Origin of the sequence: Fibrella rubiginis (assembly GCF_017353185.1) — a bacterium.
Lineage (GTDB): Bacteria > Bacteroidota > Bacteroidia > Cytophagales > Spirosomataceae > Fibrella > Fibrella rubiginis.
The window spans coordinates 245,942-262,674 of record NZ_JAFMYV010000007.1; the positions used below are offsets into that span (position 1 = coordinate 245,942).

Genomic DNA, 16,733 nt, shown 5'->3' on the forward strand with positions numbered 1-16,733 from the left:
CCGACAAGCTACTGGTAACTGAAAGATACGCCCTTCCGATAACATAAAGTCAACAGTTTAGGCAACGGAAAACGATGCGATCAGCACAAAGGTAGTAGCAAGCTAATGAAAATAAGGCAAGGATTTGAGTAGTCGGTTTTTAAGTAGACGCTACTTAGCCCATTGCCGACGAAGCCCTATGTATAAGCCAAACGAATCTGAATATAGTCCACCGCTATCATAGGCAACCCGTCCGATAATTTCAGTACCATCAAAAAATTGGCCAAAGCCACCTTCGGCATGAATAGTCGTAGAAAGTTGCCCGAATAACGACACCTGCGAAACCGGGGTCCGGTAGGGGGTATCGTAGGTGCCCAGGTTACGGCTTACAGATAACTTTGTTTGATAAGACAACCCTTTTGGCAGTAGGTTTCCACGCCAGGGCAATGTACCTGCCGCGGCCAGATGCCAGGCATACACCCGGTTGTTGTTGGTAAAGCCGCCAAACGAGGTATTGCCCAAGCGGTCGTAATAGGGGTTGATAAAGGGGGTGCCAACAGTGAGGCGCTGGTAAGCCCACCCGTCCCGAAACTGGGCGTTGTTGAAATAATTGACCCGCCCACGCCGTTGCGGATCGTCGATCACGAATTCTGATCCACCCTGATTGGCTGTGTTCAGAAATTCAATTAATACTGTTCGCACCAGGGCATCTGGATTATTGCTGCGCAACCGAATACCGTTCAATCCATCGGCAATGCTGGTGAGGTAGAAGAGCGCCCCTGAATCATAGGGGTTCTGCCGGTAAATGAACAGCGAATGTCGCCGCAGGTCAATTTCCAGCGCCAGGTCAACTGAGCCTAAATGGTTTCCGATTCGATTGGTCAGGTCAAAGTCAGTGATGCCCGGCGAAGGAGTAAAAATAGATTGGCTACCCGTGCGTAGCCCCGAAACGACCAGCAGGTAATCCTGAAAACTGGATGGCAGTTGTTCAGATTTAATAACCCCCAGGTTGGCCAGTTCCGGACTCTTACCCCCCCAGACTACGTCGTGGTTAATACCGCCGTAGGCCCGAAAGGTGCTCTGTTCCTTACCAAGCCTGAAAAAAAGTGATTTCTGGTGCAGAAATGCATGACGAACGTAGGTGCCGCTGCCCAGCCAGCCATGAGCAAACGTACCCATAACCGACAACCAGCCTTTGGTGAACTTAATCGGCGTGAATCGGGGAATACTGATCTGTATCTTGGGAACAGGCAGAGCATTGCCCGACCAGGTGTAGGAACCTGATGTCAGCAAGGTATCAACCAGCCCGAAAATTTCCCGGCGACGACCAACGTAAGCTTCAAAAATGCCCAACCTTGCCTTGACGTAAGCCTGCTGCAAAATCACCGGCGACGATGGCGGCAGGTAGCCGTTGTAGTTGGCACCATTGGCAATTACATCAAGCCCGTAGCCTACGTCAAATCTCTGCCGGGTGGTGTCGTACTCGCTGGACAGACCCACACGGAGTGTAGCAGAAGGTGTATAATAAGGAACCGACCCGTACTGATTGGCACGCAACCAGAAAGGTGTTTGCCCCGATGTAGAAAAATAGGTGCCTGCCTCGACCTGATACTGATTCGGTGACCGAATCACCGACGACTGAGCGCACAGTTGAATGGAACCTAGGCAAAAACTACTGACTGTGAAGAGGTTGAGCCAACTACGCATCGTAACCGGTTTGCGGTAAATAAGTGGAATATACCTTAACTATGCCGCCAAAGATAGCCGCAAAAAGGCCGAAGCCACCCCGTTGGAGGTGGCTTCGGCCTTTTAACGACGTAATGGACGTTTTTCGTCCCTACTATTTATTTACGGGTGCCTGCAGCGGCTCCCCGACGAATTTGTTGCTTGATGCGCTTATTCTCAAGACGCAACGCCTGCGTTTCTTTCTTCAGTTCGATCATGTAGAGAGTCAACTCCTCAATTTTTTCCAGCAGTTTAGCGTCCATCTTACCCACATCGACACCATCACGTACCACTTCTTCGGCAGAAGGCACGCCTGGCAGGTGACCATGCGCATTGATGTGTTGCTCTACCTGCGCCAGCGAACGGAGATTGTAGGTTTTGTCAAACACCTTATCACTCCAGTCGGCGGTGTTGGCTACGGCTACTTTCACTTTTTCGGTCAGGATCCCTTCGCTCACATACAGGCGGTAGCCCGCCGGCGTCTTGCTCACCCCAGGACCGATCACCACCCCACCGGCGTTATTGTTGGTCAGGTTATCGCCACTTACCGACCAGTTGGCATCGGCCCCCTCTGCCCCCAGCCGCGCACCAGTGGTGCTACCCAGTACTACATCCCCTTGGGCATTCACCGTCAGAAAACGGGTGGCCGTGGCAATGGTGCCAGGGCTGGCCGTAGTCAAGTTTTTCAACCGCAGACCGCTGGTGCCCGCCGCGGCGCTAACAATTTCAAGTTTGTTGCCGGGAGCCGTCGTGCCAATGCCCACGTTGGCGTTGTTGCCTAAAATTACTGAGTTGGCTTGGGTCACTTTTGCGCCAACACCTATCGTCACTACATTGTCTAACTGTACGGTGCTGAAGGATTGAGGCACCCCCGAGTCTTTACCCAAAAAGACACTGTTGGAGGTATTGGTAGCAAAAGATCCCGCTACTTGTCCTATAGCTACGTTATTAGTGGAAGCTCCTTGGAAATTAAGGCCTGCATACTGGCCAATGGCGACATTGTTAGACGTGTTGCCATATAGGCCTGCTCCATCGCCTATAAAGATGTTGCCGCTACCAGTGGTGTTAGAATTACCCGCGGCGTTGCCCATCATGAAGTTGCCACTGCCAGTAGAATTATTAGAACCGGCTGTGGCGCCAAGAAATAGGTTATTGATCCCTGTTGTGTTACTGGATCCTGCCCGTTGTCCAATGAACGTATTGTTAGTGCCAGTGTTAATTAAACCTGCATTGTAGCCAATTAACGTATTAGCACTACCGCCTACGTTAGCATAACCAGCCCGATAACCTATAAATACGTTCTCTAACCCGTTTTGGTTGACCCAGCCTGACTTAGACCCAATAAACGTGTTGCCATCAACGGTGTTGCTCATACCAGCTGAATCACCCATCATGACATTGTACTTGCCAGTCTGATTGTTCATACCAGCCCGTGTCCCGATGACCGTATTTGCCAGACCGCTCGTGTTACCAGAACCAGCTAGCGAACCGATGGCTACGTTACTTACACCATTTGTGTTTGCGGCTCCCGCATCAGCTCCCACAAAGGCGTTATCAGAACCGTTTATGTTAGCATAGCCCGACCCGGAGCCCAAGAAGGTGTTGTTTTTGCCTGTAGTGTTAGCGAAGCCAGCGCGGTATCCTAGGATGGAATTATTAAAACCATTACCATTGGCTGTGCCAGCTCCTGACCCAACAAAAGTGTTGTTATTGCCGTCAACGTTGCTTGAGCCAGCCGAATAACCAATAAATGAATTACCCTGGCCGGAGGTGTTAACCGTACCAGCACTGGCCCCAACAAATACGTTTTGCGTACCGGCCATATTCTGGGCTCCGGTGCCGCGGCCAATAAATAAGTTGCTGGCACCGCTCATGTTCAGGTTGCCAGCGCCAACACCCACCAGGGTATTATCAGCGCCTGGCGTAGCCGACGAGGGTGCGGTAGATACGTAATTGGTCTGTGCCCAGCCAGAAGCGGCTATTAAACAGCTTAGTGTAGTGTAGAGTATACGTTGCATAGAGTTTGATGTACAGGTCAAAGCCAAATGTAGTGTAAGGTTTAGATGTATAACCATAAAAGTACTTTTTTATCTAATTGCTTGATTAAAAGGGGTGTTGTTTTTGAAAAATCTAAAGTACAGATTAATAAAAAACTCCAACCAGATACCACAGCACATTGATTGTCAATTACTTGGCTATCCGGAAGAGTTAGATATATTGCCAATAGAAGGGCTCAACTTGAATTAACGCTTAATTTTGAGCGCTCAACCCGTTCATGGCATCGTTTGAAACCTGTTGTCTCCATTATCATGCCTGCTTACAACGCGGCCACCACTTTGTCGGCCGCGATTGATTCTGTGCAGAGGCAAACTGGTTTAGCCTGGGAATTGCTGGTTATTGATGGCGGCAGTACAGATAATACGACAGCCATAATTGATCAGTTAGCTGGCGAACCAAACATCCGTTGTTTCTCAGAACCCGATCTAGGCATCTATGACGCCATGAATAAGGGAATAAACCGTGCCAAGGGCGACTGGTTGTACTTTTTAGGTGCTGATGATCAGTTAATGCCACAGGCACTGACAACCGCAGCAAAAAATTTTACTTCTGCTTACAAGGTTGTCTTTGGTGATGTTCAGTTTGAGAATGGGTACCGTATGCAGTCATACCTAGGACCCAGAACCTGGCTACAGAACACACTTCACCATCAGGCGGCTTTTTATCACCGATCAATTTTCGACGATTTCCGCTATGACCTGTCGCTGCAGTTACTGGCCGACTACGAACTAAACTTACTGGTTTATCAGCATCAATGGCCTGTTTATTACACAGGGCAACTGGTGGCGATGTGTCATTCGGGCGGAGCCAGCAGCAACTGGACAAAATCGCTGAAAGAAACCAACATCGTTAGAAAGCGCTTTCTGAAACAAGGATGGAAACAGGCTTTGTTGTCTACAGCTTTGTTCCTGTATTATGGTCAGAAACGGTTACGACGCAAATTGTATGGTCATAAAATCTGACGCGAGTTGTAGTAGTTTATTGGTTAGGGTATGAATGGAAACGTGAGCGTTTGTATGGCTACTTACAACGGAGCCATGTACGTAAAAGAGCAGATTGATTCTATTCTGAGTCAGTTAGCAGTAGACGATGAATTGCTCATCTCAGACGATGCGTCGACAGACGACACAGTACAGATCATTGCCGATATACAAGACTCGCGTATCCGCTTTCTGGGTAGTCAGCATTTTGGTTCGCCTGTGCTAAATTTTGAACGGGTTCTTCGTGAGGCAAGGGGTCAATACATTTTTCTGGCAGATCAGGATGACGTTTGGGCACCCAATAAAGTAGTTCGGATGCTTGAAGAGCTTCAATCGGCTGATCTGGTTGTCAGTGATTGTACGTTCATCGATGGGGCCGGCAAAGTCATTGGAGAGTCTTATTTCAAGGCTTACAAATCGGGGGAGGGCGTTCTCAAAAACTTTGTCAAGAACACGTATTTAGGTAACTGCATAGCCTTCAGACAATCAGTTTTGTTCAAGAGCTTGCCTTTTCCCCCCTCTCTTTACAAGGCCAGCAAATTCGCGCTGTACCATGATGTATGGATTGGCATGGTAGCCAATATATGGTTTCGGGTTCGTTTCATTCCGGATAAGCTATCAGCGTATCGCCGTCACTCGGCCAATGCCAGTCCTACTGAAATGAACGCTAAAAGTCCCAACAGTTTCATCAAAAAAATCAAGTCAAGGTACCTGCTGGCTACCGGGCTTGTGGGCAGGCTATTGCGTTTTTCCTGACTTCATTCTTATTGTCAACAATGCGCATTCTCTTATACAGTATCAGCTACCCACCTGAAGTAGCTGGATCAGGTCGTTTCAATGGCGAATTAGTTAAATGGCTTGCTGAACATGGTCACGAAGTAGATGTTATCACGGCTCACCCATACTACCCCGAATGGAAAGTAAGAGCTGATTACCGGGGGAGAGGCTGGTTTGTAGAAAAAGAAGGAACATTAGCCGTATATCGAACGCCGCTATATGTACCCGAGCGTGTAACCGGCACAACCCGAATTATCCATGAATTATCGTTCGCTCTTAATTCGCTGGTGCATTGGGGGAGGCTATTGTTTAAACGATACGATGTATTAATAGGTGTTTGCCCTCCTTTGCAGGCTGGTTTGGTGCCTTATATGTTTAGTCGCCTGAAACGAACACCATTTGTCTTTCACATTCAGGATTTACAGGTTGATACTGCCCGCAATCTAGGCATGATCAAAAATGAATTTCTGCTCAATTTTCTGGATGGAATTGAGCGATATCTGTTGCGTAAAGCCGACAGGGTGTCGAGTATCAGTGAAGGTATGAAGCGCAATATTTTGTCAAAAGGCACACTACCTGATCGGTATCGCATGATTGAAAACTGGGTCGATATTGATACGTTTCAACCCTTATCGCAGGACCAGTCGCTGCGTGCCGAATTCGGCATTTCAGCAACAGACCGTGTTGCTCTTTATGCGGGTAACATTGGTGAAAAACAAGGGTTGGAGGTGTTAATTGACGTTGCTGTTTTGTTGCGACATCATCCTGACATCAAGATTGTTGTTATTGGCGAAGGCGCTGCCCGCGAACGTCTACAGGAAGCTGCCCGGCAACAATCGCTCAGTAACCTGATGTTCTTTCCTATTCTGCCTTTTGAACAGGTTCCCCGTGCCTTAGCGATGGCAGATGTGCATTTGGTTATACAAAGGCGAGCCACTTCTGATCTGGTTATGCCATCTAAACTGGCTAACATAATGGCCGTAGGGGGCGCATCTATCGTTTCATCAGATAAAGGCACATCACTTAGTGATATTATTGTAGCGAGTCAGGTAGGTTGGGTAGTGGAACCAGAACAAGCCAGTGTACTGGCAGACACAATTGTTTCGGCTATCAGTTCTCCTTTATTAAAACAATATCGACTCAATGCTCGAAAATACGCGGAGGAACATTTAAGTAAACGAACTGTACTTCCTCGTTTTGAAGCAATGCTAGTCGAGCTTGTCAATAAGCATACCAAGACGAATGGCTAATATGTGTTTTTATTCGTTGTTTACCGGCCAACATAACGATAATTAAAGCGTCGGTCGGGTGCACTATCACCATTCAGGAAAAACTCATTAATGGTGTTCCATTGTTGAATATTATCTGCCCAGTGAAAATCAAATGATGGCACAGGTTTCGAACTAATTAAACTCTTGGTAATTCTTACTTCTACTTTGTTTCCGGTGGCCTGGTAGACTGCTTCCCCTATTGGTTGCCAGTTCCCTTTAACCCAGTGATGGACACTCGTTTTACCGTTGAGTTTTACTTGTTTGTTGATTACTACATCATAGCCCTGCCATCCTGTTTTTTTGGACTGATCACTATCGATAAAAAGTAGCATCCAGTTTTTGCCCGCCGATGTTGTAAGAGGGCCTGCGGTTTCAGCAACTACATAAACGAAGTTTTTATCATATGTAATACGTGATGTTATAATATCATTACGACCTGTTTTGTTAATTAACCGAATCTTTTTATTGTACCCGAACCAGTTACGATTGGCAATGTCTCCCCTGGGATCAGCAAAAATGGGCTTCACTGTTTCCCATTCGGCAAATTTACCGTCTATAACTATCGTTCTGGCAGGTGTAGCTTCTTCTGGGGCGTTGAGCCCTTTAAATCGACGTATATTGGCCACTAACTGATAATAATAATTATCTGAGTAACCACCTTTCATTGGCTCAATGTCCCGGTTAAATTCCTCGTTATATAAGTCCTGAAAGAAAGTCTCGCCCTGACGTAATTTGTGATCAATAAAGGTTTTAAAAACCTGGTTTCTGTCATTGGTGTCTGCTACAAACCGTTGCGCGATCCATTCATTCCAGCCAGTAACAAAAACGACTGACGGATTTACGGTTAGCGCACGTTTCCATTGTTCGGCAAAATGTCCTCCTTCGGCTGTGGCTGAGGTTGTAAAATAACGGTTCAGTCTCCCTCCCCGGCTATTAACATTGCTTTTTCCAACACCAAACACAGGATGGCTGGCAACGGCTACTGGAATTTCTTCTGGTTTGTTTGGGTCATCTACCCAACCATAATCTTGTGGAGTGGTATCAAGCCATTGCCAGTGACCGGGCTGTGACTTGGCATCAGTAAACTGCCAGCTGTAACGCCAGGTAAAAAAACTGCGTTGTGTGGGGTCACTAACCTCTTCCTGTTTACCCAGTACGAGTGGTTTGCCCTGCCAGCGAAACCACAAATCAGCATACAGGTTTTTTGCATATATGGCATTGTACAAATCGGCTAAGGTCTCCTTGGTTTTACTGTTCATGACAAAACAGATGTAAGGTGTATGTTGACCCTGCCTGCGCATCTCCATCGAAATTCCACACAGCTTTTTCACTGTGTTTATATACGTAGATCCATTGGTGACATCCATAAATAGAATATCAACACCGGCGTTCGTCAGCATCTGAAGATGGCGCCGGATCAACCAGGGGTCATCCGCTCGGTAATACCCCGCTTCTGGTTCTCCCCACCAATGAAAAGTACCCGCTGGGCCATAGGCCGGTTTGGTTGGGTTGGCCTTCAATAGTTTGGATATATCGTATATACTGCTTTGGTATTCCCCGTGCCACAGAAAATAGAATATGCCTACATACTTGCTATTACGGGCCGGACCCGCTTCAGACCGGTTGGGCAACGATCGGCCAAGGGCATCTGTAGCAACCCAATTGGTGTTCCCTATTGGTTGAGCAGGTGAATTTTCCGAACGCTGATAAGTGTGCCCCGCGATGTTTGGTTCATACATGCTGAAAACAGAGCATGTGAACAACGCACCGAACGTAAGACATGTAGCAAAAAAGAAGCGCATAGTAAGGTAGTTAATGATACGCTCTGTGGGTAAACTGTCTGAAGGCAGCTACAGGATTTACCGGAAAACAACTGAATCGTTTGCCAGGAAATCAGCCTGTAACTCCGCTTTTCCATTGTAGGTAATCGGATCATTAACGCTTGTACCCATTATACGTGGCGTAAGTATAACGGACCCTATGCCGTTCACAAAAGTCACATCAATGGCTACACCAATGACATCAACGTAGGCTGGATTGGTTGAGGTACGATCCAGAATAATAGTAGTGACAGAAGTAGGGCTGAACTGACCGTTGTAATTCTGAGTAACTAGCAACTGGGCCTGAAATGCCAGCGTGGCAGATGCCTGTGTTCCATATGAACCCGCCTTGATTACGCCGTCAACCCATATCCTGTAGCTACCCCCGTTTGTATTATTAATTGTGGCTGCACTAGCTAACGCGAAACGCAAAATAGCCGTTGTTGCCCCGGTGGGAGTTTGGCCAACGTTAATTAGATTATTAAACAGTTGCCTGTTGAGGCCGGCCTTCTTCTCGAAAGGCTGGTCTGTGTTGAATACTACGTTCTCAGCACGCCGAAGCAAATTGGCAGAAATTACGTTTCTGTTATCTGTTATATCGGTGCAGGTTATAGTTGAATTAGTGAGGATACCATTGGCCTGCTGAGTGCCACCGCCTACAGGGGCATGGTAGAGCACTATTCGGTTACGTTCACCCGGATTAGGTAGGCTAACCTGAAGATTTAACCCCTTCACGCTACAGTCTGTAAAGTCCATTAGTTCAGTGGCTGGAGCAGAGTTGTTAGCAATAGCTACCTTGATTTCGTTACCGTCAAAACCACCAAGTGTCGCTTTTAAGATCCGTGAGAACGATTCAATCGTTGCATGAATTTTTAAGTTAGTCGTATAGCGTACGCAGAGAATGGCCGTTTCATTCGTACCAGCACTAGCTGATATTCTGCTGAGAAAGCCCTGGAAATAAATACTGTTTGTGCCAACCAGTACCATGGCGGGCTGACGCTTCTCGTAGTTTTGCAATGATGTACCCGTAATATTTACGACACCCATTGAACCAGTACCACTCGCCAGAGTCTGAAATGGACTCGACGCCGTAAAGTTTGTCCCAGTCTCAGAAAAGCTGCGGTTATTAGAAAAAGCCACCGATGTGTTGGCCCGGACCAAACAGTCGCGTGTGTAGAATTCTTCGCTTCGAATGTTTAAGATACCAATTGATCCGAAGCCTCCATTCGCCGCCGGTGTGTCATTCATCTCGAAGTAACAATTGCGGATACCGCAGTTCAAACCACCATTGCTTGTTAAAGCAAACAATGTTCCGATTGTAGACCGACTATTTCTGTCGGAGGTAAGAAAGGAAAAATTCTCGCAACCGGAGAGCGACGAACCACTAAAGTCAAAAATAACGCCCCCAGTACTGCCAATAATGTTGGTATTCAGATAGGAACCGCCATCGCCAACCATCCAAAGACCGTTGGTATTGGTTAAGTCAAGAGCCCCCGTCACGTAATAATAGCCCGCCGGGAAGTAGATTGTCACTCGATATCGTACTGCTGCGTTACCGGTAATAGTTAGGTTTTTGGCGTAGTCGATAGCTCGCTGGATAGCGGCCCGGTCATCTGTAGAGCCGTCTCCAGTGGCTAAAAACGGAGCGTCCTTAACATTAATCATAAAGAAAGTTGGATCTGTGTAGTGGTTGTATTGGTTTTAACTGGGTCTGACAGGAAAGGTTAAAATAACCAGCATGGGACCTGGCTAGACCTTTGGTGTGTTGAACTGAAGACGACGGAAAACAATCTTACCGTTCTGGATAAAGCAAACCAGTACATATATAGGTAGCACAAGCAGTACTGTATCAAAAGCCTGTGTGATGAACAATTTTAAATCAACTAAAATAGCGGCAGAGAACTGATAGATAGTGCTGAGAAACACGAGCAGAAAGGCCGAACTCGACTGTAACGAGAAATAAATAGATCTAAACCAGGAAGCCAGACAGCCTAGTAGGAAACTATAGAAGAATGCGCCGTAATACCCAAAAAAAACCTGGCCTTCCGTATAAAATGAGGAATTAGGCCCCACAATAACATCCATACTAACGCCTGGGGGTAGCGTGTTCTCGACCATGATATTCCCGAAAGCCTCCTGATAAGGCGCCAACCGCAGGAACCCCAATATAGGATTGATGATATAGGAGGGAAAATCGGTCCAGGAGTAGCGGGCGAAGTAGTCTACGTTGGCTGGAGCATAGAAAAACAAAAGGCCGTCGGCGCCGTAGAGCAATCGTCGAACAAAAGCGAGCAGTACGGCCTCTGAGTTATCGTTCTCGCGGGCGAGAACCGTGAAAAAAATGCCGAAAATGGCTACTGCTGCCAGTGGAGTGTACTTTTTTATCTGATTTCTGAGCTTTTTGTGTTGGTTGAAGACTGGATGATAGATGAATAATGCGGCCATGACGGCATACCGCAGCAGTGCTCCCTTTGACCCTTCAAGCGCGGTGAGGCCAATGATTACAAACAGCAGAATTAGATCCTGACGCTTCTTTTTGAGCAGAAAGAGAAATAGTAACCCGGCAGAGGCCACACCACCTACAGCCCAGTTGATTTTGCGAAAGATCCCGAACCCTTCCTGAAAATTGGCCACCTTGGCTTCGGTTGGTGCGTCAGAGAGCAGTGCAAATCCTTTAGTACGCAGGATGATCAAATTTGATATAAAGTAGATGCAGAAGAGCACATAACAGCTGTAGCGCAACAGCGTCACATCAGTAAAATGTATACCTTCTGAGGGTGCCTGAATGGCCGGATTGCCAGTGCGTCGTTGTACCAGAGCAAAACCTGCCCAGACAAAAAATTGGCATAAAAAGTAGTGAGCGATGTTGCGCGGCTCTTCCACTACCTCAATCACCAGCACGCTGGCAAATGTAGTGGTGACTAAAAAAATGAAAAGAGGGTCTGCTACTGAAAATATATAGCGTCGATAAAGCAACCAGAAGGTCAGCCCCAGTAAGGCTGAATACGCTATAATTTCAGGTAAAATATCGGCACTGACTAGCATAGACAAAGATAAGTTCACATACTAAGCTTCCCTAGCTTTCCCCGCCACGCATCGCGCAAGCCCCGCCACAGCAGGCTAATCCTTTGCCCTTTCTTGTTTTCAAATAGAAGGGCCTTCAACCACTCTTTGCTAATCAGAATTGCCGCTTGCGTTCGAAAAGCAGGATACAAGCGGGCCAATGCCCAGCCGTTTCTGGCAATATAATAGCCTCGCAATGGTGCGTGTGATATAAATTGACGTTTCCCTAAACCAGTGGCTTTGTGTTCACCTAGCTGGTGTTGCAACAAAATACCTGGTAGCTCAATTACTTTAAAACCTGCTTGGTTTAACCTCAGGCCGTATTCGTGATCAATATGATCAATAAAAAAATCGTCGCGGAAAGGCCCCGCCAGCTTGTAAGCGGATAGGCTAAGCAGGTTTCCAGAAGTCATCGTAAAGGCAACCGCTCTACTGGCAACTACGTGTTTGGGGGGAGTATGAACCCCCGTTACTATACCTATTCGTGCAGCGTCAGGCGTATCAGTCACGAACCTGATCATTGTCGCTAAGGCATGACGAGGCAAAGCAGTATCGTCGTCCATGGTGAGCAAATAATCAAATCCATCTGCAAGAGCCTGCCTGGCGGCTCGATTCAAAGCTGCACCCACGCCCAAATTACCTTCATTGGATAGGTATTGCACTGTTGGCCACTGGATTAGTTGTGTGATCAGCGCCTGATCGGGTTTCTCCGAATTATCGATCAAATAAACCCGCTCAACCTGATCCTGATATGTCGCCAATGCATCGGCGCAGCTGGGCAGACTGTTATAAAGCGTGACACAGGCTGCTATTCGCATCTGTTTTGGTGAATTAACCATGTGTATCAAGTACAGACTGATAAACAGCCAACGTCTGGTCAACGGCCTTTGTCCATGAAAATGCCTGAAGCCGTTGATACCCTTTTTCAACCAGCTCTGTTTGCAGCGCCTGATCTGCCAACAAAGTGCTGATCACCAGCGCCATATCTTGAGGATCAGTTGGGTCCATATAAACAGCAGCTGTCTGGGCAACTTCTGGCAATGAAGACGTTCGGCTAAGTATGCATGGGCAGCCGCAAGAGAATGCTTCCAGAATTGGAATTCCAAAGCCTTCGTACAGGGAGGGAAAGACAAAGGCCGAGGCTGCCGCATATAAACTAGCCAGCACGTCGTCTGTATGAAAAGCTTGCTGCTTCACTCGGGTGATCAAGCCAAGTTCCTTTATTTGCTGCAGTTCTCTGTCAGTGAAAGCACCCCCACCTGCACAAATTAGATTCAGGTTTGAGTGGTTTTTAAGTAAAGAAATCGCTACCAACAGGCCCCCAAAATTTCTATAATGACCTCTACTCCCTACAAAAAGCAAATAAGGTTCATGAGATGGTGCCAAGGTTTTATTATGCAACGTAGGTAAAGAGCTAGCATGATGTATTACATGGACACGAGCGGCATCAACCCCAAGTAAAGTAATGATATCGTGTTTTGTATATTCTGAAACAGTAATAATAGCTGCCGCTTTCTGGGCAAGGATATGTTTACCTTCAATGTAATGATCTAATTGTAATTCAGCAAATTGACTATGCAGACGTTCATGAATCATATCATGAATAGTGATCACAAAAGGTCTATGGTCAATTTCTTTTAAAAAATAAGGATCGTAATAAGTAGCATGGAGTAGATCAAAATTACCTCGTCGGATGATTTGTCGACTATAGCGCTGATTGGCAATATATAACAACCGCCCACGACCTTTGAATTTAGCACTCAACAGTGGTAGTGGCTTGTCGATATAATTGTTATCAGACCAGCGAATGGCTAATGAAGCTTGATTGCAGCCAGTGGCATTAATACCATTAATTAATCTATCAAAATAACGAGATATACCCCCATAAGACTGGATAGAGAAGGTTTGGTGGTCAAAAAGTATCTTCACCGGGCATCATTAGACTTAATAAATGAATTTGAATCTTCTTTTCTATTTCGTAAACGGGCAAAGTCACTATTTAGTAGAGAAGGCTGACGGTTTCGGGTAACCTGATTATAAAGCTGTGAACCCCGCCAGTTAGTTAACCCATTAAACCATTTGCCATTAACTGGTTGTTCGCTTAGCAAATGCATGTTATTTTGACCATGCACATAATGTAAGTTTTGTTGTTCAGCTATAACATGCAATGATTTGGCAGTATAGAAGGATATATGTTGTCCTGTTTCAGGCAAAACATACCACCAGGTGTCGAGTTTAGGGACCCAATTAAGAGGCTGCAACTCAGTAGAAAATAATATATTACGACTATAACTCAACATAAGCGCAAAGTCATTTTTAGGTTCTACCAAATGCTCAAAAACCTCGAAAGCGGTCAAAAGTGTATAAGGTAGCTGACCATCGACTGGATGTGACGCTTCAAACGTCTGTGCGAACAAGTTCTCGCAATGCATATCATAGCGCTCAAAATTGAATCCGCGGTCACGCATCATCCGGACTAACATTCCGTAACCTCCGCCATAATCAACAAACCGTCCTTTTACATCGAACCACTTAGCTATAACAGACTGAACAATACCAGCTGAGACCTCATTGCGCTGAATAAGACCAATGTCCAGACTGGCTATGGCGCTAGAATAAGCTTCATCTAACCAATAGGGCTCTTCTGTCTGAATAAATTGACAGGCATTGCATTGATAATACACTACACTGTACTTACCAAGCAACTGAGCCTCCATGCAGGGAGTGCTATTAGCACCACATACTTTACAAACCATGTAACTACCGATTTTTTACAAAGGTAACCTTCTTTTCACCTTTTCTACCCAAATAGCCAGCCTGGAGGGCCGTCTATAAAGGGTGCGAAAAAGCCATTCTGTGGCCTCTAATTGTTCACAAACGCTGTTCGGATGACGAATATCTGTTAGCGAGGTGGTAGGAATTGCAGAGAACTCGGTAATAAATTTAGTATGAGTCGCTTCAGCGTCAAAGCCAATATTAGTAATAAGATTGACGGCAGGTAAAACGCACAACCCACCTGCTGCCCATATACTGTATACCCATTGGTAATCCCAAGTATCTATCTTATTAGCATAGACTTTATCAAATACCTGCCGCCAGTATACTCTCGATGATTTGTCGGTCACTTGCTGAGCGAGTAATGTATCACGTCGGGCTGGATAGGTATTCATGCCCAAGTCATACTGCTGCCAAGCTCGTCGCCAAGAGGCCCAACCCCAGACATGGCACACCTTGGTGAAGAGATATGATTTGTTCCCCCACCAATGTCCGGTAGCCAAATTTGCCCCATTAATATGCATAACACGATTATCGTTAGCATACCGTGATAGCAGATCAGCACAGAAAGTGAAAAAAGTAGGGTCGGGCAGGCAGTCATCCTCTAAGACAATGCCTGCTTCAACTTCACTAAAAAACCAGTCAATTGCCTCACTAACAGCTTGTTTGCATCCTCTATTTTCGGTTCTAAACAGGGTGTGCACCTGACATGGCCAATCTATACTGCTGGCTATCGACTGACACTGCCATACAAGATCAGCTTCGGCGGGCTTATTGGCTCTTGGGCCATCAACTGCCAGAAATAGTGCCGTGGGCCTTACTGCTCTAATTCGCTCGAATACTCGCCTGGCGTGGTCCGGACGGTTAAACATGATAAGCAGTATAGGCGTATGCTGGGCAATCATAAGAGTGGTACTAATGCAATCCTATTCTAAAAACGTTCGTTTTACTCTATTATTAAGCCATTTGGGTATGAACAACAGGGCGTTAGTCTGAAGGATAAAGACCTCTTTTGTGCGTCGATAAAAACCGTTGGTTAAATAAGATGCAACCATTTGAGCAAGTAAAGTAGCAATAGATGCCCCTAAGGCCCCGTAGTGTGGAATCAATAAGATATTCAGGGAAACATTAATTAATACGCCTGCAACAGTACGCCATAGTAAAAATGTTTGGAGATTTTCAACCACATACCAATTATTAGAACCTACGCCTAGAAAAACAAAAATACCTGTCCAAATATGAATAGCTAGAATATTCCCTACACCTACATATTGAGCACCATAAAGAAGCTGAGAGATCGGTTCTGCCGCGATATTGAAAGCCAAACCAATACTGATACCAATTGCTACTAGTAGGTTTAACAAATACTGATAGCGCTGCAAATAGGCCGAATAGTTTTGAGATCGTAGAATGATAATACCGGGATAAAACGAAGCAGTAAGTGCACCTGCAACAAAATACCAAGCCTCAGAAATACGCAAAGCAGCACTATATTTTCCAAGCTCAGCACTGTTCGCTAGGTACTTTATCATAACTTGGTCGAGCCGCATATAGATAAAAATGAAAAATTCGGCAACCATCAGCGGCCATGCCATCCGTAACAACCGGTAGGCAGTGCTTTTATGAAAAGACCATTGTAGAAACGGCAATCGTCTTTGCTTAAAAAAAAGCAGATAGATAGTCACATAACTTGTTGCCAATTCAACGACCATAACTAACACAAAGAAGGTTAACCCTAATCCATGAGTGAGACCATATAATCTAGCCAGCGTTGCCAAAACAAACGCAATCACCTTCGGAATGATAGAATACTGTACTCGCCGGATGCTCTGAAAATAAATATCAACCGCGTCGAAACCCTGAAAAAGCAAGCCTGAGGCAGAAATGGTAATTAAAACAAAAAGTTGGGATAGATGACTATGGATATAATAATTAGTTACCAAAATAATTCCGAAGGCTATTATACCAGCAAACATTTTCAATGCTACTGACGTCAATACGAGCCGGTCTATCTCAATATGATTCGATGCCACAGGTATCTGACTGACAAGCAGAGGGTTAATACCTAAGCCAACAAAAGCTGACATGATCAGCGGAAAGACGTATGCGTAATTTAGTACACCGAATTGTTCAGGTCCTAAGTATCGGGCTAACCAAACGCCAACTATTAGACCGGTAGCCATCCGAAATATTTTGTCAAAAAACAGCCATCCTGCGTTGCGCAGTCCAACAAACAATTGACTAGAAAGGGGTTTCGGTATACTCACAGTAGGTAAACGCTGAAG

Annotated in this window: 13 protein-coding genes; 3 read left to right on the forward strand and 10 right to left on the reverse strand. The window is 45.9% G+C overall.

The genetic code is table 11. The features are described from left to right. Window positions 1-150 precede the first annotated feature (150 nt). Entirely contained in the window at window positions 151-1,686 is a 1,536-nt protein-coding gene (locus tag J2I47_RS15355) for a capsule assembly Wzi family protein (protein ID WP_207365468.1), read from the reverse strand. Between the two features lie 137 nt (window positions 1,687-1,823). Further along, window positions 1,824-3,722: a beta strand repeat-containing protein gene (locus J2I47_RS15360; protein ID WP_229374635.1), complete on the reverse strand. Its 1,899-nt coding sequence runs from the start codon at window positions 3,720-3,722 to the stop codon at window positions 1,824-1,826. A 267-nt stretch (window positions 3,723-3,989) separates the two neighbouring features. On the opposite strand from J2I47_RS15360, the gene J2I47_RS15365 reads away from it, so the two are divergent. From J2I47_RS15365 to J2I47_RS15375, 3 genes are read left to right on the forward strand one after another with little or no spacing between them, the layout of a single operon-like run. After that, window positions 3,990-4,724 carry a glycosyltransferase family 2 protein gene (locus J2I47_RS15365; RefSeq protein WP_229374637.1) on the forward strand — a complete coding sequence of 245 codons (735 nt, stop codon included), beginning with the start codon at window positions 3,990-3,992 and terminating at the stop codon, window positions 4,722-4,724. Between the two features lie 54 nt (window positions 4,725-4,778). Further along, window positions 4,779-5,498 (forward strand): glycosyltransferase family 2 protein, encoded by a 720-nt coding sequence (locus tag J2I47_RS15370; RefSeq protein WP_374759910.1) that lies wholly within the window; start codon window positions 4,779-4,781, stop codon window positions 5,496-5,498. Between the two features lie 20 nt (window positions 5,499-5,518). Next, the gene (locus tag J2I47_RS15375; RefSeq protein WP_207365470.1) at window positions 5,519-6,769 is read left to right on the forward strand and encodes a WcaI family glycosyltransferase; all 1,251 of its coding nucleotides are present in this window, start codon (window positions 5,519-5,521) and stop codon (window positions 6,767-6,769) included. Window positions 6,770-6,789: 20 nt separating this feature from the next. Here J2I47_RS15375 and J2I47_RS27075 read toward each other — a convergent pair whose 3' ends face one another. The 8 genes from J2I47_RS27075 to J2I47_RS15415 form a co-directional block, all read right to left on the reverse strand. Next, entirely contained in the window at window positions 6,790-8,592 is a 1,803-nt protein-coding gene (locus J2I47_RS27075) for a hypothetical protein (RefSeq protein WP_229374639.1), read from the reverse strand. 57 nt (window positions 8,593-8,649) lie between these two features. After that, on the reverse strand, window positions 8,650-10,275 hold the full coding sequence (locus J2I47_RS15385; RefSeq protein WP_207365471.1) for a glycosyl hydrolase family 28-related protein: 1,626 nt from the start codon (window positions 10,273-10,275) through the stop codon (window positions 8,650-8,652). Between the two features lie 84 nt (window positions 10,276-10,359). Then, window positions 10,360-11,655, reverse strand: coding sequence for an oligosaccharide repeat unit polymerase (locus J2I47_RS15390; protein WP_207365472.1), 1,296 nt, complete (start codon window positions 11,653-11,655; stop codon window positions 10,360-10,362). Between the two features lie 14 nt (window positions 11,656-11,669). Next, a complete protein-coding gene (locus J2I47_RS15395; RefSeq protein WP_207365473.1) occupies window positions 11,670-12,512 on the reverse strand; it encodes a glycosyltransferase in 843 nt (280 codons plus the stop codon). Beyond that, complete coding sequence (locus J2I47_RS26885) at window positions 12,505-13,602, reverse strand: glycosyltransferase family 4 protein (protein WP_207365474.1); 1,098 nt, start codon at window positions 13,600-13,602, stop codon at window positions 12,505-12,507. The genes J2I47_RS15395 and J2I47_RS26885 overlap by 8 nt, the downstream gene beginning before the upstream one ends. Beyond that, complete coding sequence (locus J2I47_RS15405; protein ID WP_207365475.1) at window positions 13,599-14,390, reverse strand: class I SAM-dependent methyltransferase; 792 nt, start codon at window positions 14,388-14,390, stop codon at window positions 13,599-13,601. The genes J2I47_RS26885 and J2I47_RS15405 overlap by 4 nt, the downstream gene beginning before the upstream one ends. Window positions 14,391-14,444: 54 nt before the next feature. After that, the gene (locus J2I47_RS15410; protein ID WP_207365476.1) at window positions 14,445-15,353 is read right to left on the reverse strand and encodes a nucleotide-diphospho-sugar transferase; all 909 of its coding nucleotides are present in this window, start codon (window positions 15,351-15,353) and stop codon (window positions 14,445-14,447) included. 21 nt (window positions 15,354-15,374) lie between these two features. Further along, window positions 15,375-16,715: a flippase gene (locus tag J2I47_RS15415; RefSeq protein WP_207365477.1), complete on the reverse strand. Its 1,341-nt coding sequence runs from the start codon at window positions 16,713-16,715 to the stop codon at window positions 15,375-15,377. Between the last annotated feature and the right edge of the window lie 18 nt (window positions 16,716-16,733).

Excerpts from the sequence above, each read along its gene's own strand:
- J2I47_RS15355 (WP_207365468.1), bottom strand. The coding sequence starts at position 1,686 with ATGCGTAGTTGGCTCAACCTCTTCACAGTCAGTAGTTTTTGCCTAGGT.
- J2I47_RS15360 (WP_229374635.1), bottom strand. The coding sequence starts at position 3,722 with ATGCAACGTATACTCTACACTACACTAAGCTGTTTAATAGCCGCTTCT.
- J2I47_RS15370 (WP_374759910.1), top strand. The coding sequence starts at position 4,779 with ATGGCTACTTACAACGGAGCCATGTACGTAAAAGAGCAGATTGATTCT.
- J2I47_RS15375 (WP_207365470.1), top strand. The coding sequence starts at position 5,519 with ATGCGCATTCTCTTATACAGTATCAGCTACCCACCTGAAGTAGCTGGA.
- J2I47_RS27075 (WP_229374639.1), bottom strand. The coding sequence starts at position 8,592 with ATGCGCTTCTTTTTTGCTACATGTCTTACGTTCGGTGCGTTGTTCACA.
- J2I47_RS15385 (WP_207365471.1), bottom strand. The coding sequence starts at position 10,275 with ATGATTAATGTTAAGGACGCTCCGTTTTTAGCCACTGGAGACGGCTCT.
- J2I47_RS15390 (WP_207365472.1), bottom strand. The coding sequence starts at position 11,655 with ATGCTAGTCAGTGCCGATATTTTACCTGAAATTATAGCGTATTCAGCC.
- J2I47_RS15395 (WP_207365473.1), bottom strand. The coding sequence starts at position 12,512 with ATGGTTAATTCACCAAAACAGATGCGAATAGCAGCCTGTGTCACGCTT.
- J2I47_RS15405 (WP_207365475.1), bottom strand. The coding sequence starts at position 14,390 with ATGGAGGCTCAGTTGCTTGGTAAGTACAGTGTAGTGTATTATCAATGC.
- J2I47_RS15410 (WP_207365476.1), bottom strand. The coding sequence starts at position 15,353 with ATGATTGCCCAGCATACGCCTATACTGCTTATCATGTTTAACCGTCCG.